Below are 22,460 nucleotides of genomic sequence, written 5' to 3' on the forward strand. Positions count from 1 at the left end.
ATCATCTTATATGTTATCATGTGTAATAGCTATTGGAAATATAGGGTACGTATGAGGTATTAGACGCCTTTGCCAAAGAAAAGATGCTATTTGAAGATACTTGGGCTATTGCTCTTTATCAGTATAAAATAAAAAGGGGTAAGATACCATTTATTGTAATGGGTTCATGCCATATCCGCTTTTAAAGAAAGAAGTAAGGTGAAAAAATGAATTTTGTCCAAAAAATCAAAGGACTTAAAAATAGCAGTTATACAAGAAGGGTTTTCCGAGCGGTGTTTGTAATATTGGGAAAACTTCCGAAAAAGAAAAAATTGGTCGTGTTTGAAAGTTTTCATGCCAAACAATTCAGTGACAACCCACGTGCTATTTATGAGTACATGAAAGAACATTATCCGGACTTCAAGCTTCTCTGGAGCGTCGATAAGAGCGCGATTAAACTTTTTGAAGAATTCAATGTACCCCATATCCGCAGGTTCACCATACCATGGTTTTGGACATTTCCAAGAGCTGAGTATTGGGTCAATAATGTCAGATTGCCCAGATGGATGCCAAAACCAAAAGGTACTGTTTACCTTCAAACCTGGCACGGAACTCCCTTAAAAAAACTTGGCTTGGATATTGAAGAAATTCATATGCCTAATACAAAAACAGATTCTTATAAAAAGAATTTCATATTGGAATCTGCGAAATGGGACTACTTGATTTCTCCGAATCCCTATTCAACTGAAATTTTTAAGCATGCCTTCCACTATAATGGAAAAGTCATTGAATCCGGATATCCCCGTAATGATGTTTTGACCAGCCATTCAGGTGCATTGATCAGCAATTTAAAGAAAGATTTAGGGATTGCTGAAGATAAAAAAGTCATGCTTTATGCTCCTACTTGGAGAGATAATGAGTTTTATCAAAAAGGAAAGTATAAGTTTGAATTCCAGTTTGATTTGGAAAACTGGAAAAAAGAATTCGGGGACGACTGGGTGCTGCTGTCCCGCATGCATTATTTGGTTGCTGAAAACTTTGATTTCTCGGCATATGAGGGTATGGTATATGATGTATCGCTTTATCCGGATATACGGGATCTCTACTTGGCTTCAGATTTGCTGATAACGGATTACTCTTCGGTCTTTTTCGATTATGCGATTTTAAACCGGCCGATTATTTTCTTTATGTATGATTTGGAAAACTATCGTGATCAGCTGCGTGGCTTTTACATCGATATTGAAAAAGATGCACCCGGACCTATTGTACAAACAGAAACTGAACTTTTCCAGGCAATCCAGGCAATGATGGATACCAATGTCCAGTTAAGCTCGAACTTTGCGGAATTTAAAAACCGCTTTTCTTCTTTAGAGGATGGACAGGCAACCGAGCGAGTAGTAAAAGCATTTATAAAGTAGCTTAGAAATTCGTTTCCTTTTACATGGAAATCGGAAAACCATTTTGAACTCCAACTTTATTAGCGGTGCTGAGCTATGGTATTATTCAATGTGAAATAAATATAAAATATGAACTTGTAGTAGGCTGGTTTAATCTTACTTAATGTGAGATTTGTGCCAGTCTAATTGTGATTTCACCGATGGAACGCATGAACTTGTATTCAAATATAATTGATAAAGAAGGTATAAAAGTGAAAGTATTTAATTCTAGATTACAGATAGTAGAAGAAACTGATGAAAAAATCGAGTTTTTCATGATGGAAACTGAAGATATCTATTACTTACAGTTGCCATTAGTAAATCAAAATCCAAATGTGCTAGGTTCATACGAAGCCGAAAATCAAGTTTTATTTACCAATCAAATTTCAGAAGAATGTATTATTGTGTATGTAAAAGATAATAAAGTATATGCATCGAGCTTCATTGAAGAAGATAGTTCTGATTTTCTTCCGCGTGAAACTTCAATGCTAATGAGTTTTGAAAACTTTTCGGATCTATTAACTTTTAAACAAACGAGCGATACAACTTTTTCACTTTATGATCAAGCCGGAAAACACATTTCAAGCATTCATGATTTAGCTACTTTCGATGCAGCTTCGCATGTTATCCAAACGGATCTAGGCTTAACGACCGTAGAATATCGGTTTTTGACCATTGGAAAAGTCCAGTATGATCAATTTCACATTTTTGTGATTTATGATTTGTTCAGAAAAGAGATCGTTACAAGGAAAGTAATCTTTTCAGTACTCCTTAATGAACTGAACTTGGAGTATGGTTTGTCCAGTCCAACTACCTTGAGTTTTGAAATAGAAGATATAATTGGAAATGTTAACCTTAAAAAATTAGCAGGAAAAAGCATTAAAATTGCGGATAAAACAAAATTGAAAAAGTACAGAGACAAACACCTTCTTGGAATTTTAAAAGTAAATGGCATTAAGTATTATTTGCACAATAAAACGAATGGCATTTATTTGACGCAAGCAAGACCAACTAAAGTTTCAAGTTTTCATCCGAATATGAAAGCCAGATTCTTCGGTAAGAACCTATATCTTTTTGGCAGAAGCACCCATTATGCCTATAAAGCAAGTGGTGTTTATGACCACTTATATGTCGGCACTGAAGGAACACCATTAGCTAAATTTGTTCGTCCCTTAAATTTTAAGCTTGCTAGAAGATATGGTTTTTTTAAAGTTCCTATCTCACACCTGAATGTCAATAACCGTATTCACACCAACTTATATGTTGGGGATGAAAAATCGATTTTACATAACTTGAAATTAAACGTTCGGCCAACGAGAAAGAAGACTTTGGGCTTCAAGGTAGTTGGAGATCAAGTGAATGTGATAAGAACAAATCTGCGCGGAGATGTAACCTCGACAATACTATCCAAATCTGAAGAATATACATTCTTAAATAAAAACTTGATTTTTATGGCTAATGCTCTTTCGAAAATAGTTCCTAGAAAAAAAGTGAACGTAAATTTATATTTTGAAAAGAAAAGCATGAAAGCTGATGAATCTGGAATAAGAGTTTTCGAACAAGTAATGAAAGAAAAGAAGCTAAACTCACAAAACTACTTTATCTTAAGCAAAGACGCGGAAAATTATCAAGAACTCAAAAAGAAATATAAAAAGGCGATCGTGGAAAAACATAGTTTCCGTCATTATTATTTGACTTTTATGGCCTCAAATCTAATTTCCAGTGAATTATCAAACCACCTATTGAATGATCGGTTGTACATTGATGTGATTCGGGAAAAAATTAACTCCATTCCTTTGACATTCCTTCAACATGGTATAATGTTTGCAAAACCTGTCGACAATCCAATGGCTTTTGGTTTCCATAAAGACAAAAATGTTTTCAATATGCGTAAATCTGTCATTAGTTCAGAACTTGAAGCCGGAGAATTTTACAAAATGGGTTACGACAGAGACGATTTAATACTTACAGGATTAGCAACGTTTGATTATGCAAAACTCAATATAACAGCTGATAAAATTGCCTTTATGCCTACCTATCGTTATTGGGAAGAAGGATTGATCTATAGAGGATTAATCGAGCAGACAACATACTATACTCAAATCATGCGGGTAATTGAAGCTTTTAAAGAAAATGGGTTACTCGACAAACTGTTGATAGTCCCTCATAACAAATTTTCAGAACACATTTATGAAAACATGAAGGAATACCAGCATATTATAAGCAACAATCCTTCAGAGGCTTTAAAGGACTCAATTATTTTCATCACTGATTATTCTTCAGCAATTTATGATGCGACTTTCAGAGGAGCATATCCTATTTTCTATTGGGAAGAAAAAGAGTATCTAATCAATCAATATAAAGCAATTCCACCGGTTAATGATGAAAATGCACCTGGTGCAATTGTTTATACGCTCGGTAATTTAATGGAAAAAGTAAAGCTTGTTATTAGTCAAAATTACAAAGTAGAAGATGAAATTCTTGAAAAATATCAACAGATAAATACTTTTATGGATAGAAAAAACACAATCCGTATAGTAGATTCTCTTAAACAAGATAATATTTTATAAGAATTTTTCTTTGTCTAACTCGACAATTTATCATACCGGTTGTTTATTTCATAAGCTTTTAGAGAATCAAACAGAGGCTTTTATAAGTATTCAGGGAAAAGTTAGTGAGGAATCAGAATGCAATCAGCTATAAAAGTTTTTAAAGAGCAAGTAGAATTCTTTTATTTGGTTAAAAGATTATCTGTTTATGAGTTGCGCAGTTTAACAAGAGGCAATTACCTCGGTGCAGCCTGGGAAATCATCAATCCGACAATCCAAATTCTCATCTACTGGTTTGTTTTCGGTTTCGGGATCCGCCAGCGGGAAGCTATCGGCGATATTCCTTATTTCCAGTGGATGTTCGCCGGAATTCTGGTGTGGTTCTTTATCAATAACAGTGTCATGAAATCATCCAAGTCTATTTACAGTAAAATCAGGATGCTGTCCAAGATGAATTTCCCAATGAGTGTCATACCGAATTATACAATCTTTGCACAGTTTTACCCTCATCTGATATTATTAGCTATTGGAATGGTGATACTGCAGTTTATCGGATTCCCGATTTCCATCTACTACCTGCAGTTGCCGATTTATATCATCGGTCTTCTGGTGTTCCTGTTCAGTTTTGCCTTGATTACGTCTACGTTGTCGACCATCATCAGAGACGTTCAGATGCTGTTGCAGTCGGTTATGCGTATGCTGTTGTATTTGTCGCCTATTTTATGGCCGCCGACTTTGCTGCCTGAATCATGGCAAACCTTTCTGAAGCTTAATCCGTTTTATTATATAATCGAAGGATACCGTTACTCGCTGCTTGGGGAAGGCTGGTATTTTCTTGAAAATCCAGTTTATACTATGTATTTTATTGGCGTAGTCGCTTTAACGTTCCTAGTAGGTGCTTATCTTCACGTGAAATTTAGAAGTCAATTTATTGACTTTTTATAAAAATTGGAAGTGAAACTCTTGATTAATTCTGTGGAAGTCAAAAATGTCTCTAAACGCTATAAATTATATAAAAAACAATCTGAACGAATTCTTGATTTGCTGGTCCCCTATAAAGATTACGGAGAGGATTTCTTCGCTTTGCAGAATGTCTCCTTCGATGTGGAAAAGGGCTCGATTGTGGGACTAGTCGGCATCAACGGATCAGGGAAATCTACCTTGGCAAACATTATCGCCGGTGTTATTCCGACAACGAACGGCCATGTAACCAGTGATGGGAATGTTGCTTTAATTGCGGTGAATGCCGGTTTGGATGGCAAGTTATCCGGACGTGAGAACATCGAGCTCAAATTATTGATGCTCGGATTTTCAAAAAAGGAAATTGCTGCTATGGAAGAGGAAATCATTGAATTTGCTGAACTTGAAAAGTTCATTGATCAGCCAGTGAAAACATATTCCAGCGGAATGAAATCACGTTTGGGCTTTTCCATTTCAGTCCGTGTCAATCCGGATATACTTATTGTGGACGAAGCCTTGTCAGTAGGGGATAAGGCATTTTCAGAAAAAAGCCTGGCCAAGATGATGGAGTTCAAGGAAAAAGGGAAGACCATGTTCTTTGTGAGCCATTCGATTTCGCAGATGAAAAAGTTCTGCGACCAGATTTTATGGCTGGAGTTCGGCGTAGTCAAAGAGTATGGAGCCACCAAAGAAGTCATAGCCAAATATGAATCTTTCTTGGAAGAATACAAAGCGTTATCGAAGACAGACAAAAAGAAATACCGGACCGGCGCACTCGATCGGCAATCAAAGAAAAATGTAGAATCTGCAGAAGTCCTTTAGGGGTCTGTAGATTTTTTTTTTTTGCAAATGATCTGCCAAGTAAGAATTTTTTCCTGAAATAAATTACAGAAATGAGCAAGGTCTTTGAAGAGTCGGAGGGTCCACTTGCCGAACGCATGCTAAAAGCCATTTCCGCTGCTCAGCACGCGGGAGGCGACAGCAGAGGCAAACAGTCAGCCGCTGTTTATATCCTGCAGGAAGGCGCTGGATATGGCGGCTATAACGACGTCAAAGTCGATTTGCGCGTCGATGACCATCCGGAGCGGGTAGAGGAATTGCAGCGGCTATACGAGCTGCATTAAATGTATGCCGCGCCATCAGAAGAAAAGCTGGCTGCAGTTACGACGGGGAAGTGAAAGAAGCCCTGAAAACCTTTGTGCTGCGTGAAAATTTTGATGATCATTGGTCAGAAGACGCATTCATCGATGAAACAGTACTGGACTATTTGAAAAAACAATAAAAAGAAGGCCGGTTCAGTTGATGAACCGGCCTTCTTTTTATGTGAGGTGCGGTCTTTAGTGTTTGAGGTGCGGTTATGGGCAAACGAGGTGCGGTTTTGGCCATTTGGGGTGCGGTCAGCAAAAAATACATAAAAAAAAACAGGCAACCCACCAATGGGCTGCCTGGATTTCTTTCAGAATAAAACTTAGTTTACTTGTTTCTTGCGGAATTTCGCCACAACTTCATAAACGATCGGCACGATGACCAATGTTAATAGAGTCGAGCTGATCAACCCGCCGATAACCGTGATGCCGAGGCCTTGGGAGATTAATCCGCCGCCTCCGCCTTCAACGCCGATGGCAAGTGGGATCAGCGCACCGATTGTTGCAAGTGCCGTCATCAGGATCGGACGCAGACGTGTCACGCCGCCTTCAAGAAGGGCTTCACGTGTCGTCAATCCGGCTTTCTCCATGTGGATGACGCGGTCAATCAGAACAATGGCATTGGTGACCACGATGCCGATCAGCATCAAGACGCCGATCAATGCGTTGACACTCAATGCTTCTCCCGTGATCCATAAAGCTACCAGAACACCGATGACGGTGAATGGCAATGAAAACAGGATGGAGAACGGAGCGAGTGCGCCGCCGAAAGTGACAACCAGTACAAAGTAAACGATCGCAATGGCTGCAAGCATGGCCAGGCCAAGCTGCGTGAACGATTCATTGATCTGTTCGGTCACGCCGCCGTGGTCTGTCGTGACACCGGCCGGCAGGTCAAGTTCTGCCACCTGTTCATCAATTTCAGCCGTGATTTCAGCGGCGTTGTTGCCGAGGACGTCTGCAGTTAGAGAAGCAAACATCTGCCCATCTCTGCGGTTGATGGTATCCGGCGATTTGCCTTCTTCCACTTCCATGACATCCCCAACCGTAACAGTCGTTCCAAGTGCTGTTGGAATTTCTATAGCTGTTACGTCTTCAATTCCAGCATATTCGGTTTCTTCTGTTTCGATATAGACATTAAGTTCTTTGTCTTCATTCGTAACGGTCGTTAAAACAGGTGCTTCACCGACTCCGCTTAATGCCATGCCGATTTGAGCTGCGGTCAACCCGTTTTCGCTCAAGCTTTCCTGGTTGGCCATTAACGTGAATTGGTCATAGGCTTCAGTTAAACTGGATTCGGTATTTTCCAGGCCATCGTTATCTTCCATGAATGGCTGGATTTCATCAATTGCGGTTTGGATGTCTTCAACATTGTCGCCGTAGACGAACATTTCCAGGCCGCTTGCGCCCATTGCTGCGAAGTCCAGGCTTGCCCATTCTCCAGATTCAGTGGAGCCGTTCAAGTCTTCAATCAGTTTCGCGCTTTCGTCACTGAACGCTTCAAAGTCGTCATTATACTCAATGTAGAACAATGCGGAATTATCTCCGCCGCCGCCCATTGCGGCCATCGGATTTCCTCCGCCAAGAGAATATTGGTATGAGGTAACGCCGTCTCGTCCATCGATGGAAGCTTCTGCATCAAGTGCGATGGCTTCCACATCTTCACGCGTCTGGCCAGGTTCCGGGCTATAAGTGGCCATGACCATTTTTTGTTCTTCTTCAGGCAGGAAGCTGACGCCGATAACGGGAATCAGGAACAAACTTGCCGCGAGGACTACAGAAGCTCCTCCGAACGTGATGATCTTATGGTTTAATGACCATTCCAAAATTCGTTTGTAGCCGGCAGCCATTTTGCCTGGCTTATGTTCTTTTTGGCTGGATTTAGCAGTACCCAGGTTCTGCAATTGCTTGCGGTACATCAAATGCGCCATCATTGGAACGATGGTTACAGCGACCAATAACGACGCTGATAATGCAAAGACGACTGCCAAAGCGAACGGCAGGAATAATTCGCCAATTTGTCCGCTGACAAGTGCAAGCGGCAGGAATACCGCGATGGTGACAACGGTGGATGAGAAGATCGGCAGGAACATTTCGCGTGTGGCTTCACGGATCAATTCTTTGCCGCGCAATTTCTCACCAGGCAATGCCATGCGGCGGTAAATGTTTTCGATGACGACGATCGAGTCATCGATGACGCGGCCGATGGCGACCGTCAATGCGCCGAGTGTCATGATGTTCAAGGTGATGTCCAGTTGGTTCAACAGGAAAATCGCCATCAATAATGACAAGGGAATGGAGATGATCGAAATCAAGGTCGTCTTAAAGCTGCGCAGGAACAGCAAAATGATGACGACGGCAAATAAAATACCGAATAGTGCTTTGCTGAGCATGGTCTCCACCGATTTCTCGATAGGTTCACCTTGGTCAAAAGTAGATGCAAAGGTCAAGCCGTATTCTTCTTCTACATCTGCAACGATATCTTTGACGCCATTGACCACTTCAACCGTATTGGCGTCGGGTGATTTGACGATTGAAATACCGATTGATTCTTCACCGTTTGTGCGTGAAATTGATTCCGCTTCGCTGACTACTTCAATCTCAGCCAATTCGCTTAATGCAACGGTAGGAATGGCGGTCGGCGCAGCAGCGGGCATTTCAGCAGCCGGTGTTTCGGTAACAGGCGCTCCAGCTCCAGGTGCTTCAGTGCCAGCAGCGGCATCTGGTGCGGCCGATACCGCTTGAGGAACAGCTGGAATCTGCAGATTTTTCAAGTCATCGACAGTGGTGATATCGCCATCGATGACCAGGTTTTTAAGTTCTCCGCCGAAATCCGTCAACCCTAATGGGAAGGTCAGATTCGATCCCTGAATCAATTGTTGGATCGTTTCTTCAGTCAAGCCGTATTGTGCCAAAGCTTCCTGATCAAAGGCCATGGTGACTTTTTGTACACGCTGTCCGGAAACCTGAGCATCGGACAAACCAGGTACGCCTTCAAGGGCTGGCAGCACGTTTTCTTCGACACTGGCTGTCAATTCTTCAAGTGAGCTTCCAGAATCACTGATGCTCAATGTCAGAACAGGAAAGGCATCCAAACTGAGGCGCGAAACCTGTGGTTCATTGGCAGCTTCTGGAATCGGAATCTGCGCTAAGGCATCTTCCAATTCGCGGGTCGCTTCGTCCATATCAACATCAAAGTCGTATTGGACTTGAATAGTGGAGGCATTTGCCATCGAGGTGGATGTCATCAGCTCGACGCCATTCATATTTTGGATGCGCTGTTCCATTGGAATGGTGACTTCTTCCATAATCTCGTCAGGTGCAGCACCCGGGTATGTAGTGACGACAGTCACAGCAGGCAAAGTGATGCTTGGAATGGATTCCTGTTTCATCGTCAGTCCGGCATAAAGACCGGCTACGACGATCATAATGGTCAAAATCCATATCGCAAATTTATTGTTTAGGGAAAAATCAATGATTTTCTTCAAGTTTTTGGCTCCTTTAGGTTAAATAAAATTCTCCAGATAAATTACTTCGTTCTTAATGGAAGGGTGTTGCTTCAGGTAGACCAGCAAAGCTTCAATCAGGAAATCCTGCGGCTCTTTTTTGCCGACTTGCTCTTTCAGCAGATCAAGTGAAGCCAGCAGCTTTTCAGGATCTGTTTCAGAGGCTTTTATTTTTTCAGCAACTTGCTGGAAGCTTTCCTCCATCGTCGCGGCCGGAGAACGCGCCTCGGTCAATACAGGTTCCATCGTTTCTAAATTTTCGACAACAGCATCAATAGTAGATGTAATGAAATTGACGAGTTTTGAAATCTGTACATGTTTTTTTTCAATTACCAGCGTAATGATATACTGCTGCATCAAGCCTTCGAGCACCGTCACCAAATCGGGCAGAAATGGCTCGATGTCCGTTCCATAAGTATCCAATAGGATGGTTTTGTGCAGCGTGATGGTCGACTGCCGCAACTCCGCAAACAACGAACTCAACTTCTCGCTGTCGCTGAGCGGAAAATCTTTGAATACCATCATGAAAAACTCTTGATTGGAGAGGGTCCGTTCAATCTCAATCGCAAGTTTCTTCTTGAAGACATCCTTGGAGTCGGAACCGGGAGCCTGCTGAAAATTAGCGATTTCCGTCGAGATTTCATCATGATACTGCTTTAAAATTTCGATGAACATATTTTCTTTCGAATCGAAATGCTTATAGAAGGCACCTTTGGAAATACCGACGGCTTGCGCTACTTCCTGTACAGATGTTTGATGAAAGCCTTTCGAAGAAAACAAGTGCACAGCCTGCTTCATTATTTCAGTTCTTTTGTCCATTAGAGCCCTCCTAAACCAATTGGTCACGTATAGTGACCGGTCAGTCACTTGTTACAGATTATAGTTTTACTTGGGCAAAGTCAATTTGAAGAGCTCCGGATTTTGTGACAATTTCATGGCTGGTTTTTGATTTAACAAGGCAAAAAGACTATATAATTTGAACTAATGAATTTACTTTATTGACTTAATAAGTGTGGAAAAACGAAGAAAGTGCTCCAGGCGGATGCTTTCCGCGGACGAAGCTAGCGCAGCGATGTAGGAGCACCTCTCTGCCCTTCACCGCCTTGCGCTCTTTCTTCTAATCGTCTTCGAATAACTGATCAACAGGATATGGAGCAAACCAGCGAAGACTCCCAAGAGAGCAGTGCAACGACATACAAGAAATCCACTCGGGCGTTTAGCTCGAGTTAGTTCGGCGCAAGCCCTTGGCAGCCGGCACCGCGACGTCCTGTCGCGCCAGCTGTATGACCCGCATCCTGCGGGCCCGAAAGCGGAGCTGGTTTGTGGAATATCCATAGCGGAGGCGTTAAAACATTAGTTCAACTTATATAGATGGAAGATGGAGCCGCTCGGGACTGAGGGTTCCCGGAATTTTCAGAGATGATTTAAAGGAATAGCGTGCTGGGTATAGAATACTAATTAGTATTATGCTTGAGTAGTTTGCAGAGGAGATGGTTGGATGGTACAAAAGTATATTAGTGAACCATTTGTTGAAGAGCGCACAGAGCAGCCTTATATCGGAATCCCTATCCTGGCAAGTCTATCGGAATGGGACGAAATCAATGGGCTTGTGGGTGAATTGTTTGACTGGTTAAAGGCGAACGGCATTAAACCGGCAGGAGCTCCATTTTTCCGTTATTGGTGTATGGGGGATTCAGAAGGCAAGTATAAGATGGAAGTTGGGGTACCCGTCAAACGGATGGTGACAGGGGACCAGCGTGTAGTTGCGAGCTATATACCAGGCGGTTCCTATTTAGCTGCTTTACACAAAGGGCATCCCGACAATTTGGGGAAATCCCTTGATGCACTTGAACAATGGGCTCTACAGGAAGGACTCGACATCGATAAGCGATGGGAAGGGGAAGACGAGATTTGGAACGGCCGTTTTGAGTTTTATGTAACCGACCCGGAAACAGAACCTGATTTGAACAAGTGGGGCATTGAAATCGCATTCCTGCTCGTGCGAGATTATGCAGCTTAAAAGAAAAACGGAAGCGCCCGTATAGCTCTGCCGGGCATAAGACAGACCGGCGAAGCGGCGTCCTTTGCCGCATAGTCGGATTGGCTTATGACCCAAAGAGCTGGGCGCTGGAGTCTGGACAAAAGGAAAAGCGAAGACAGCCGCTTAGCCGCGACAAGCGCTGGAAGCCTTACGGGTAATGGCGGTTTTTTGCCATTGTTGGTAAGGCTGAAGCGACTCGAGGGGCTGGCTGTCGGAGTCTGGACAAAAGAAAAGCAAAGACAGCCATAAAAAGACACATCTCTCTGAACTGGCATTCATGCCAGTTCAGAGAGATGTGTCTTTCGTTAGGTTCTCAGGATTTATTTCGTTCACGGACATCTGAATAAAAGTACATCATTTCATACATGCGGCTTCGCTGCTTTTGCAGGATGCCAATGGAGACATTAACTTCTGTCGAGACATTGAACTCATCGAACAGAATGCGTGTCCTGTTTGGAGCGATGGCTTCCAGCCGGTACTGGTGATTGAAGATCCAGACGCAGTCAGGTTTGCCGGGAGACTTGGTGGGATAGGCTGCCAGCCCGTCTTCCGAGATGAGAAGTGTTGTTTTTTTATGTTGCTTGAGATTATGCCTTGTGGCTTTTACTCGGCCTTCGTATGTAGATGCAAACATCATACACGCTTTATCGATCAATGTCAGAACCGAATCACGGGAATAAAAAACGCCGTCCTTCGTTACGATTTTGGACTTTCGCTCCGTTTCAAAATAGCTTTCAACAAACAACACCGATCGGTCAATTAAGTTCTCATCATTCTTCTTCACTGTTACGAGCTCCCCTTTCTCAACACATGAAAATTCTACCATTCGCAGGAAAGTGAAGCAATCTATTTTTCTGAAAATAGATACTCTTTTGACAATTATATAGGTCAAACAGACCGTTTATTGCGATGGAAAGCTGTAATGATAGAGACAAATGGCATAAGTGAGAAATGGCTGCGACTGATTTCTTGTCTTATTCTGGACCTACCCGGGAATCAACGAACGTTCAGAAGGATAAGACAATGAATGATTTTGAAGAAGTGGCAGTAACCTATGCGCCGATGATTTCTGCAATCATCCGCAAACTTCATATTTACCGTGATTACGATACCTTCCGCCAAATTGGAAATATTGCGCTATGGCAGGCATGGCAGCGTTTCGAAGACGGAAAAGGGAATTTCACCCCTTTCGCCTATCGCAGCATCCAGGGAGCGATGCTCGACGAATTAAAACGTGAAACCAAAAGGAATGACCAAGTCAGCCGCGTTGCCAATGGCCAGGAAGAGGAAAACAGAGAAGAAATGGCAGATGGCCTGCCTGAATGGCTGGAAGTGAATAAATTGAATAAGCATGAAAAATGGCTCTTGGAAGCACTCTATGTTAATGGCCGGAGCCTTTCAGAGTTGGCGGTTACTGAAGACATTTCACTTGCGGGAATGAAGAAAAGGCGTGAGCGGCTGTTGAAGAAGCTGAAAGACACAACACACCACCCGTTCAAGCGGTAACGAAAGGCCAGCTGCAGAGAAGACAAAACAGAAAAAGGTGGTAGTGCATAAATTCGAATTGTATAATGAATGACGCAGCGGAAAGAAATGAGGAGCATATATGGAAGCAATGATGACAGGCATGATCAATAATATCTTTTTCATCATATTTCCAATCATCGTCTATCAGATGTTGGCGACAGCCGGCCAACGAAACTTTTTTGTCAGCCATCGCGTGACAATGACCATTCTTTTTTCGATTTCAATTATTTTATGTATGCTGTTCCCTTATCAATTTTTGACAGACCAATATATTTTCGATCTGCGTCAGGTTCCCATGATTGTCGGAGCGCTATACGGAGGCCCAATCGTTTCAGCCATGCTTTTTCTCGTATCTTCTGTGGGCCGGTTTTTCATCGGCGGGGACGGAATGTATATCGCCATTCTGAACCAATTTGTCATTGCTGCAGGCGTGCCGTTCCTGCGCCCTTTGTATATGCGCATCAACCGGCTGGGGAAAATCGCTTTGGTGTTCTGCATTTCGATTGCTTCCCTGTTATTTAATATGTATGCAGGAGCCTTCTTCTTCGGTGACCCGCTCCACGATATCATCGGAATTTGGGTGATGCTGATGATCAACCAGGGGACAATCATCGTTTTGACGGCTTTGCTGATTGAGCATATGCAAAGGCAGGAGTATATGCACAACTCGCTGTTGAAGCATGAAAAGATGGAGACAGTCAGCCATTTTGCCGCAGCGGTATCGCATGAATTGCGAAATCCCCTACAGAGCATCAAAGGGTTCATTCAATTGATGAAAGAATACGAATACAGCCGTGACAAGCAAGTGGAGTTCCACGACCTGATTTTAAGGGAAATCAATGCCGCAGAAGACTTGATCGATGATTATCTGGTCTATGCCAAGCCGACTTATGGGCAGCTTGAGCGGACTGTTGTTGCCCCGGAAGTTCGACATGTGCTCAAGATCATGGCCCCGTATGCGACTGGGAGGGATGTCCAAGTGGATTTTGGCGAAATGGATGAAACTGTCGAGATCCTGATCGACCGCCACAAGTTCCAGCAGGCATTGGTCAATATCATCCGGAACGGCATAGAAGCGATGCCGGATGGAGGGGCGCTGTCGATTTCAGTGAAAGCATCTCCCGCTAAAGTCTGGGTGGAAGTGACCGATGAAGGGGTAGGGATGACCAAAGAAGAAGTGCTTCGTTTAGGGGAACCTTATTTTTCAAATAAAATCAAAGGTACCGGACTGGGCATGATGGTCACCTACAGCATTGTCAGCCAAATGAATGGCCAGATTCTGGTCGATTCAGAAAAAGGAAAAGGCACGGAATTCACTTTGGAATTCCCCAACCTTGCCTCTTCCGACACTAAATAAAAGGGGCTGTCCCATAAGTCCTCAACATAAAACCGCTGGAGAAAAAGGATTGATTTTTCTCCAGCGGTTTTTGCTTTGTATGAAGGTTTTCCCTGAAAAGAGCTTGCGGATGCCAGCTGCTGTCGTGGGATAAGGCCTTCTTATGGATTTTATTTGAAAAGAAGAATGGTTTTATTTCATTAATAGAGCTTACCGTCCAAGTTGGGTGAAATACGGTCCAAACTCGGCACAATACTGTCCGTGAGCGAAAATGCTTCCGGAATGTGGGAATGGCGGTCCTTGAAACTGCCTCGATGGAACCATCTTCGTGTCCATTGACAGTCTTGAAGCCAGCGATGGAGAACTCATTCCACTAAACTCCCTGAATTCCCGTTTGCGGATGGTTGTTTTGGCCAATGTCTTTTTATTTTTGCATTAATTGGCGGACAAAAGGAAGTACCGACTGCTCTTTCAGTTTGGCTTCGAACATGATGTCCGCATCCGTATCCCCCAGCAGGAGCAGCAACTCGTTAAAGTCCGTTTCGGAAACCAATCCATGGTGGCGAAGATCTGTAAATCCTTCTTTGCCTGTACTGATGTGGATTTTTGGTGTGCCATAGCCATCCCAGGTTTTCAAAATTTCAGCATAATCCACCGGTGTGCCATCGTTATTGCAATTGTGGTGGTGGATGTCAAAGCAGACAGGGACGCTGCAGATGTTGTGAACGTCCAGAACGTCTTTGACGGTAAAGGTCTTATCGTCATTTTCCAGCCGCAGCCGCTGTCGTATGCTTGGCGACAGGGCAAGGTAGGCTTCCGCAAAGCGCTGTTTGGCTGCTTCTTTATCTCCGTAGGCTCCGCCGGTATGAAGGATAATATCCGAGCCGCCGAGCAATTGAATCAGCTTGTCATGATATTCAAGGTCCTCAATCGATTTCCGGACCACTTCCGGTTTGGGGGAATTGAGTACCGTGTATTGGCCGGGATGGACTGACACCCTCATCTCATGTGTTTCAACGAGAGAACGGATTTCATCTGTGATGGCTAGTACGTCGGGATCTTCCCACCAGATCCAGTCGTTTATCGGATGGGTCGATAGCGGAACGATCGAGCTGGAGGCCCGGTAGAAATAGATATCGTTTTCCAGATTCCAATGGATGATTTCGAGTGTGGTTTCGAAATTCTTCATCGTCAATTCTTTTATTTTTCCCGTGCCTTCTGCTTCCGCAGTCGCTACACGCAAGGTTCTAAATATAGTTTTCAATTCCGTGTTCATGCAGGCATAGCCTAATCTCATATTGTTTCAGCTCCTTGCTCTTATTATACCTCGTATCGAACAGATTGCATTTCTCCAGTTTGGGTATAAGTATAGTAATAATCCAATGAGGAGGAATTCGTATGACGGCAGAAGTTACTCGAACTCAACAAGGATATAAAGCGAAATTTGACCGGAAACTGGCACACGAACCAGAACAGGTTTGGCAGATGTTGACGGACAATCAAAAGATCCATCGATGGTTTGCAGGATTGCAGATGGAGAAACCAGGCAAAGACGGCTATATGACATTTGATATGGGCCATGGCAATTTTGAAAAAATGGCAATCACAGATTACGAAGAAGAAAAACGGTTAGGGTTTGAGTGGGGCGAAGACCATGTCCTGTTTGAACTCACGCCTGAAGAAGGCGGGACTCGGCTCCAGCTGGTGGAAACGATCCGGACACTGACCGACCATACGCCGAAAGATGTGGCGGGTTGGCATGTATGCCTGGATGTCCTTGAAGCTCTTATCGATAAAAAAGGAATTGAGCGGACATTGGAGTGGGAACATTGGTATCCGGAATACAAACGCCTTTTTGAGAGTATGCGGGTTTCGTTTGAATAAGCAGCTGCTGTGAAATTTCCCGACTATTTATTGAAGTGCCAGAAAAAAATGATCCCATTGCTGATTGGGATCATTTTTGCGTTCACTTTAGTTGTGTAAGATAAGGGAGGCGCAGACACCAACCAGGGAATTGTCTTTAGCATCCAATCAAATCAGTTTTTTTTGCTGTCATACTTAAAATGATTATCCAACGCCGTGTTGATGGTTCTCATGACTTCCATCTGCGTGGCAGTGGAATTGACCTTGTTTACCCAAAGGTAAGCCTTTGCTTCCTGGGCAGGAAAGTGTTCAAGAAGCAAGACTTCCCGGCAAAAATCAGGCGTTTCTTTTCCTGAAATCAGCTTTATCGTATAGAGGGAAGTGGTTTTGATCACCTTATCTACCTGATAGGTTTCTTCGAGCTTTTCTAAATCTGTAATCTCTGCAAATTCTTTAGCTGTCTCTTTTGATGGCGCCAACTGAAACACTCCTTTTAAATATGGCGGTTCTTTGTTTTTAAAATGATACACGTATGCTCCATTTTCCACAAATATAAAAAGACAGACGGCTTTGAATAAGTGGTCTGTCTTTTTAGGGTGTTGAACTGTCCCGCAAACCTTTAGTTTAACAAATAAAATCTTATTAAAATAGATGAATAGTTACTGAATAATTAGCGTTCTCTGCCAGTTATTCTGGTTGTTTTAAACAGACTTCGCCTGTATATTCTGTGTTAGCAGTTTCTTATTCCGGCAAATTCAGCTCGAGTTAGATGGGTTTCTCCATGTAATTGCTCTGCTGAATCGCCTGTATTAAGTGCTTTGTGAAATATGAACTTAAAAAAGGAGGCAGCCGGAGATGAAAAAAAGAGGGGCAATAATCGCATTATTAGTGGTGTTCCTGCTGGTGGCAGCAACATACGCAGTAGCAAAATCAACAAATGAAGCAAAGTCTGCGCCGAAAGCGGAAAGGCATGATATTTCAGAAATTATTCCTTCCAAGGCTAAATGGGAAAAAGTCGTTGCTGGGGATGAAGGTTTTATGGAAGGCATCAACTTCGATCGTGAAGGAAATATTTGGATGGTCAGCCCGATGTCGGGAGAACTCCTGACAGTCGCAGAGGGCGAGGTCGAGCATGTTAAAGAATATCCGGGTCCGGTAGGGGCAAAGTTTCATAAAGACGGCCGTCTTTTCATAACGGATATCACCGGGGTGATCCATGCGTATAATCCGGCAACAGGAGACAGTGAAATCGTTGTCAGCACGTATGAAGGCAAGCCGTTGAATGGACTGAACGACTTGGTATTCGATGAAGATGGCGGCTTGTATTTCACGGAACCGATGGGCTCGAGTGCGACCAATCCAGTCGGCCGCGTCTTTTATCTCCCGGCAGGCAGCACGGAGCCGGAACTGTTTGCAGAGAAAATCGCCTATCCGAATGGAGTCGCAATTTCTGCGGATGGACAGCGTGTGTATATTTCGGAATTTGCGAAAAACAGCGTTCTTTCTGTCCCGGCAAAGAATGCACCGCCTTCCCCCGAAACCCCATTTGTCTTTGGTTACTATGAAGGGGGCATCGGGCCTGATGGCTTGGCAGTCGATGAAGAAGGGAATTTGTATGTAGCCCATTTCCAGGCGGGTGAAATTATTGTTCAAGATGCAAGTGGGTTTGGCTATGGGGCCATCCGTCTGCCTGAAGGGGCTGGAACTTTCACGACCAATCTGACATTCCAGGACGGCTACTTATATGTAACTGAATCCTCGAAAAATGAGGTTTGGCGTATTCAGGTGAAAACAGATGGATTGCCGTTGTACGGACTGCAGTAGCCGATCTACTGAAGGGGTTCGAAACTTAATGAACAAAGCTGTGGAATAACTTCGTACCTGAAGCATCTAGACATCGATCACTTTGATCAACAACGGAAAGCCCGGCAATCCTTTAAAGGGAGTGTCGGGCTTTTCGCTGTTTGCTCTGTCATTCGGCGGTATTTTCCTGTTCGATTTTGAACTCGAAAAAACTGTCTTTTTTGAATTGGCCCCTTTCGTAATTTCTTTCGGCAAAGCTAAGGGTACCGTCGTGGGCAATCAGGACAACGGTTGCAGAACGTGTCCCATAATCCGGTGTTTTGATGAACATGGGAGAAAGCATGCGCTCCAGCTCCAACCCGACCCCAGTATCCGGGAGGTGGGTGTCCGGTGCATGTTCAGCGTCCGCCAGTATCATGAAGAGCTTTTCCATGTCCGGCTTGTCGGTCTGTGCCATATAGGAAGCGAGCTTTTCTTTTCCTTTGGTCACCTTTGGCCAGGGCGTATTCAGGAAATGGTTGCTCAGTCCATGGGTGCCGGGTGGGATGTCATACGATTCGTTCTGGATATTGTTGTAGTACACCAGTTTTTTGGCATCTCCCATAATAATATTGAATCCGGCATAATGATTTGGGTCGATCGACTGTAAATAATCCGTTGGAGAAGCTGTACCGGCTAAAAAGTCTTTGACGACTGCCCCTCTGGACAATCGGCCAGCTTCGAGATTAGTGGGATCCCGAAAGTTTGTTAAAGCTGCAATCCGGCCCTGCTTCGTAACGCCCAACCAGGTACCCATTCCGGTCAAGTCACGGCCAGCCAAAATATGAGGTTCGTCTTCCCAGAAATGAGCAGGCGCAGCAGGTCGGCCATAGAATTCGTCCCGATTGGCCGCAACAATTAATTTATATGTTGGATGGTTGCGAAATTGAAGATTGATTAGACACATACGTTTTCCCCTTTTTGGTTTTATTATATACAACAAATGAGTGAGTGAACAGAAAGAGACACCATTATTTGGGAGGGGCAGTATATTTTTTGTGGTTAGAAAGTCAGCGGGCTATCCAGCCTATTGATGTACCGGAAACCTTGGACATGGAAAATTCCGAATTATTGGTAGGTAGAAAGTTCCAATTGGAAGTATTTTCTGCTACACTATTAAAAGAGTTTTCTCAGAACCGAATCATCTGCAAGTGAAGAGGAGGAACAGCCATAATTAACCAAGAAAATTCATTATCTTTTGCGCGCGTATTAATGGAAGGCATTAATGAGATGGTGTTTATTGTGAAAGTTAATGAAGATTGTTCTTTTGCTTATGAGTTTCTTAACATTGCTGCTATGGAGAGGACCCACCTTAATTCTGCTTCAATCGGGAAGACATTTAATGAAGTTCATTCCACTAAAACAGCAGAGCTGCTGAACAGAAAATACGGAGAAGCATTCCAGAGAAATACGAGATTAAGTTATGAGACTTCATTTTTTTCTCCCACAAATCAGCTGTTCTATTTGAAAAACCTATTGACTCCTTTTTGGGATGATGCAGGTAAATGTACTCATATTATGTGTTTTGCAAAAGATATCACTGAAGAAAAAACGGCGTTATTGGAAAGTGAAGGAATCCGTCAGCGCTTGGAGGAAAGCAGCGCACGTTATCGGCCCTTATTCGACAGCAACGCGGCTGCCATATTTACCTTGGACTCCAAAGGCTCTATTACAGGCGGAAATGCTACCGGGCAGAAACTCAGTGGATTTTTCATGAGAGAGCTGGCAGGGAAAAGTTTCATCGATTTTGTTGTAATGAAGAATAAAGGACAAGCCGGCGAACATTTCCAAGCGGCGATTGCTGGTGAAATTAAAGATCACCGCCTGAATTTTACTTTGAAATCTGGCGCATCTATAGCCTGTCTGGTCAAATTCATTCCAATAAATCCGGAAAATAAAAAAACGGGATTTTACATGATCGCCAAAGACATGACAGAACTGGACAGAGTCGCCAGCCTTTATCAGGAAGGAGAAGAGAATTTCCGGATCATTGCTGAAAATGTCCATGATGTCATTATCTTGATGGACCGCGATAAAAAGTATTTGTACGTCTCTCCTTCAATTGAAAATATCTTTGGTTTTAAAGCAGAGGATGCCGTTGGCCAAGAGCCATTTTTCAATGTTTATCCGGAAGATGTCGATTCTATTTATCAAGCTTTTGAAGGCGCGGCAGAAAACAGATCCGCGTACATTGTGCAGCTGCGGCTCCTCCATAAAGAAAAAGGATGGATTTGGTCAGAAATCAATGGCACCCCCGTTTTCGATGAAGACGAGCAGTTTAACCATATGGTGATGGTGGCGAGGGATATCTCCATCCAAAAAGAGTACGAGAGCCAGCTCAAGCATTTCGCCTATTTTGATTCTTTAACAGAGCTTCCGAACCGTCGGTATTTCCAGGAGTATGCGACGTCTCAGCTGGAGCTGAATGATCGATGCGGAAAAAGTTTGGCGGTTCTCATCCTTGATATCGATGATTTCAAGGAAATCAATGATCAATGGGGACATGAAATCGGAGATGCCGTCATCCAGGAATTCGGTTTCCGGCTGAGTGGCTGCATTTTCGGAGAGAATATGGCTGCGCGCCTGGGTGGAGATGAGTTCGTCATCCTGCTGGCAGACACCGACAGCAAAGAACAAGTGGCGGAAGTCGCCGGCCATATTTACCGGGTGATGAAAGAGCCGATTAAAGTGCAGGAACTGTCGCTGGAAATTTCCATCAGTATGGGCATTGCACTCGCGCCAGCTGAAAAGGTTTCGGTTTCGGTTATGATGAAACGTGCTGATATGGCCATGTACAAAGCCAAGCAACAGGAGAAAAATTCCTTTCAAGTGAGTCCGACATGAGCAGAGAGAGCTCATGTCTTTTTTATTTTAATTATTCTGAAATCTTTCGTTTTTGTGTCAACGTTGCGTTACAATGGAAATAGGTGGGAAAAGGGTCAGACAAATCTTTATTCCGTTTTCCATACTGAAAGTTTCATATTTTGAAGGAGGCGACAGTGATGATTGAGAATGCATTTTATTCACAGGAAAATCATGGTCCGTTTCAACTGTATGAATTGGGAGATTTCAGATTGGAGGAAGGCGGCGTAATTCCAGAATGCAAGTTGGCCTATGCTGCACACGGGCAGCTTAACGCGGAAAAAACCAATGCGATTTTACTGCCGACCTGGTTTTCCGGAACCAGCAAGGATTACGAGGGCTACATAGGTGAAGGCAGAGCGCTGGATCCGAATCTGTATTTCATCATTGTTGTCAATCAGCTGGGCAATGGCTTGTCGAGTTCACCCCATAACAGTCTGCCGTCCATTGGGATGAGCAATTTTCCGCAGGTACGGATCGGTGACGATGTCCGCGCACAACATCAATTCATAACTGAACATTTTGGGCTCACGGAACTGGCATTAGTGGCGGGTGGGTCGATGGGCGCTCAGCAGACTTACGAATGGGCGGTGCGCTACCCGGAAATGGTCAAGCGTGCGGCGCCAATTGCCGGTACAGCCAAGAACACCATTCATGATTTTATTTTCACACAAACCTTGATGGATGCCATTACGTCAGATCCCGGATGGAATGGCGGAGAATACCAATCCAATATGGAAGTGGCAGATGGCCTGAAACGCCATGCGGATATTTGGGCAGTAATGGGATTTTCCACTGAATTTTTCAATCAGGAAAAATGGAACTTGTTTGGTGTGGAAACGGTGGATGAACTGATGGCAGGATTTTTGGAACCGTTCTTTCAGATGATGGATCCCAATGCATTATTGGCAATGGGCTGGAAATGGCAGCGCGGAGATGTCAGCCGCCATGCAGATGGCGATTTGGCAGCAGCCTTGGGCAGGATCAAAGCGAAGACTTTTGTAATGCCGATTGATAGTGACATGTTCTTTCCGCCAAGTGATTGTGAAAGGGAACAGCAATTGATTCCTAACAGCGAATTAAAGGTGATTTCCAGCATTGCCGGCCACTTTGGTTTATTTGGCGGCGAAGGGGAGGACTATCATAGCCAGATTGATCGTTATCTTAAAGAGCTGCTGGCTGTTCAGACAATTGAAAGTGTTAAAGAGTAAATCGAGAAACAATGAATCATTCCACCAAAAAACCACTTAGCTGACACAAGCTAAGTGGTTTTTTGGTGGAAGAGTTTTAGTCTTTTTAATAAAAATGGTAAAATGAGTAGGTAATTGGTAGTGATTGAATTTTCAGATATAAAATAAGTTTTCTTTTACTATGAAAAATGTTATGATTTTATTAAATCATACATCCTATTAAA

19 protein-coding genes are annotated in these 22,460 nt (G+C 43.4%); 13 read left to right on the top strand and 6 right to left on the bottom strand.

The annotated features are described in order from the left end of the window. The first annotated feature begins 272 nt into the window (after positions 1 to 272). The 6 genes from AC1MEO_RS18510 to AC1MEO_RS18535 all read left to right on the top strand — a co-directional run bounded on the left by AC1MEO_RS18510 (position 273) and on the right by AC1MEO_RS18535 (position 6,206). Positions 273 to 1,397, top strand: coding sequence for a CDP-glycerol glycerophosphotransferase family protein (locus tag AC1MEO_RS18510; protein ID WP_480333253.1), 1,125 nt, complete (start codon positions 273 to 275; stop codon positions 1,395 to 1,397). Positions 1,398 to 1,627: 230 nt separating this feature from the next. Further along, on the top strand, positions 1,628 to 3,985 hold the full coding sequence (locus AC1MEO_RS18515; RefSeq protein ID WP_480333255.1) for a CDP-glycerol glycerophosphotransferase family protein: 2,358 nt from the start codon (positions 1,628 to 1,630) through the stop codon (positions 3,983 to 3,985). A gap of 117 nt (positions 3,986 to 4,102) precedes the next feature. Continuing rightward, complete coding sequence (locus AC1MEO_RS18520) at positions 4,103 to 4,909, top strand: ABC transporter permease (RefSeq protein WP_480333257.1); 807 nt, start codon at positions 4,103 to 4,105, stop codon at positions 4,907 to 4,909. Between the two features lie 18 nt (positions 4,910 to 4,927). Then, entirely contained in the window at positions 4,928 to 5,746 is an 819-nt protein-coding gene (gene tagH / locus AC1MEO_RS18525) for a teichoic acids export ABC transporter ATP-binding subunit TagH (protein ID WP_480333259.1), read from the top strand. A 71-nt stretch (positions 5,747 to 5,817) separates the two neighbouring features. Then, positions 5,818 to 6,048: a DUF1028 domain-containing protein gene (locus AC1MEO_RS18530; RefSeq protein ID WP_480333261.1), complete on the top strand. Its 231-nt coding sequence runs from the start codon at positions 5,818 to 5,820 to the stop codon at positions 6,046 to 6,048. Between the two features lie 74 nt (positions 6,049 to 6,122). After that, entirely contained in the window at positions 6,123 to 6,206 is an 84-nt protein-coding gene (locus AC1MEO_RS18535) for a hypothetical protein (RefSeq protein WP_480336138.1), read from the top strand. A 186-nt stretch (positions 6,207 to 6,392) separates the two neighbouring features. Here the strand turns inward: AC1MEO_RS18535 and AC1MEO_RS18540 are convergent, their stop codons facing one another. Further along, positions 6,393 to 9,557: an efflux RND transporter permease subunit gene (locus AC1MEO_RS18540; protein ID WP_480333263.1), complete on the bottom strand. Its 3,165-nt coding sequence runs from the start codon at positions 9,555 to 9,557 to the stop codon at positions 6,393 to 6,395. An 18-nt stretch (positions 9,558 to 9,575) separates the two neighbouring features. After that, positions 9,576 to 10,394 carry a TetR/AcrR family transcriptional regulator gene (locus tag AC1MEO_RS18545; RefSeq protein WP_480333265.1) on the bottom strand — a complete coding sequence of 273 codons (819 nt, stop codon included), beginning with the start codon at positions 10,392 to 10,394 and terminating at the stop codon, positions 9,576 to 9,578. A gap of 679 nt (positions 10,395 to 11,073) precedes the next feature. On the opposite strand from AC1MEO_RS18545, the gene AC1MEO_RS18550 reads away from it, so the two are divergent. After that, complete coding sequence (locus AC1MEO_RS18550) at positions 11,074 to 11,595, top strand: GyrI-like domain-containing protein (protein ID WP_480333267.1); 522 nt, start codon at positions 11,074 to 11,076, stop codon at positions 11,593 to 11,595. 334 nt (positions 11,596 to 11,929) lie between these two features. On the opposite strand, the gene AC1MEO_RS18555 is transcribed toward AC1MEO_RS18550, so the two are convergent. Beyond that, complete coding sequence (locus AC1MEO_RS18555) at positions 11,930 to 12,400, bottom strand: competence protein ComK (RefSeq protein WP_480333269.1); 471 nt, start codon at positions 12,398 to 12,400, stop codon at positions 11,930 to 11,932. 239 nt (positions 12,401 to 12,639) lie between these two features. Between AC1MEO_RS18555 and AC1MEO_RS18560 the strand changes: the two genes are divergently transcribed. Further along, a complete protein-coding gene (locus AC1MEO_RS18560) occupies positions 12,640 to 13,122 on the top strand; it encodes a sigma-70 family RNA polymerase sigma factor (protein WP_480333271.1) in 483 nt (160 codons plus the stop codon). A 100-nt stretch (positions 13,123 to 13,222) separates the two neighbouring features. Next, a complete protein-coding gene (locus AC1MEO_RS18565) occupies positions 13,223 to 14,500 on the top strand; it encodes an ATP-binding protein (protein WP_480333273.1) in 1,278 nt (425 codons plus the stop codon). 403 nt (positions 14,501 to 14,903) lie between these two features. On the opposite strand, the gene uvsE is transcribed toward AC1MEO_RS18565, so the two are convergent. After that, the gene (uvsE, locus tag AC1MEO_RS18570; RefSeq protein ID WP_480333275.1) at positions 14,904 to 15,776 is read right to left on the bottom strand and encodes a UV DNA damage repair endonuclease UvsE; all 873 of its coding nucleotides are present in this window, start codon (positions 15,774 to 15,776) and stop codon (positions 14,904 to 14,906) included. Positions 15,777 to 15,877: 101 nt separating this feature from the next. Between uvsE and AC1MEO_RS18575 the strand changes: the two genes are divergently transcribed. Continuing rightward, positions 15,878 to 16,363 (top strand): SRPBCC family protein, encoded by a 486-nt coding sequence (locus AC1MEO_RS18575; RefSeq protein ID WP_480333277.1) that lies wholly within the window; start codon positions 15,878 to 15,880, stop codon positions 16,361 to 16,363. Between the two features lie 152 nt (positions 16,364 to 16,515). Here the strand turns inward: AC1MEO_RS18575 and AC1MEO_RS18580 are convergent, their stop codons facing one another. Beyond that, entirely contained in the window at positions 16,516 to 16,821 is a 306-nt protein-coding gene (locus AC1MEO_RS18580; RefSeq protein WP_480333279.1) for a hypothetical protein, read from the bottom strand. Positions 16,822 to 17,197: 376 nt separating this feature from the next. Here AC1MEO_RS18580 and AC1MEO_RS18585 point away from each other — a divergent pair, with 376 nt between their 5' ends. Then, positions 17,198 to 18,166, top strand: coding sequence for an SMP-30/gluconolactonase/LRE family protein (locus tag AC1MEO_RS18585; protein WP_480333281.1), 969 nt, complete (start codon positions 17,198 to 17,200; stop codon positions 18,164 to 18,166). A 148-nt stretch (positions 18,167 to 18,314) separates the two neighbouring features. Here the strand turns inward: AC1MEO_RS18585 and AC1MEO_RS18590 are convergent, their stop codons facing one another. Further along, positions 18,315 to 19,091 carry an NRDE family protein gene (locus tag AC1MEO_RS18590; protein ID WP_480333283.1) on the bottom strand — a complete coding sequence of 259 codons (777 nt, stop codon included), beginning with the start codon at positions 19,089 to 19,091 and terminating at the stop codon, positions 18,315 to 18,317. A 611-nt stretch (positions 19,092 to 19,702) separates the two neighbouring features. Here AC1MEO_RS18590 and AC1MEO_RS18595 point away from each other — a divergent pair. Then, positions 19,703 to 21,028, top strand: a complete 1,326-nt coding sequence (locus AC1MEO_RS18595) for a sensor domain-containing protein (protein WP_480333285.1) — start codon at positions 19,703 to 19,705, stop codon at positions 21,026 to 21,028. Positions 21,029 to 21,186: 158 nt separating this feature from the next. Then, positions 21,187 to 22,257 carry an alpha/beta fold hydrolase gene (locus AC1MEO_RS18600; protein WP_480333287.1) on the top strand — a complete coding sequence of 357 codons (1,071 nt, stop codon included), beginning with the start codon at positions 21,187 to 21,189 and terminating at the stop codon, positions 22,255 to 22,257. The last annotated feature ends 203 nt before the right edge of the window (positions 22,258 to 22,460 follow it).

The organism is Planococcus sp. BI3, assembly GCF_056680115.1.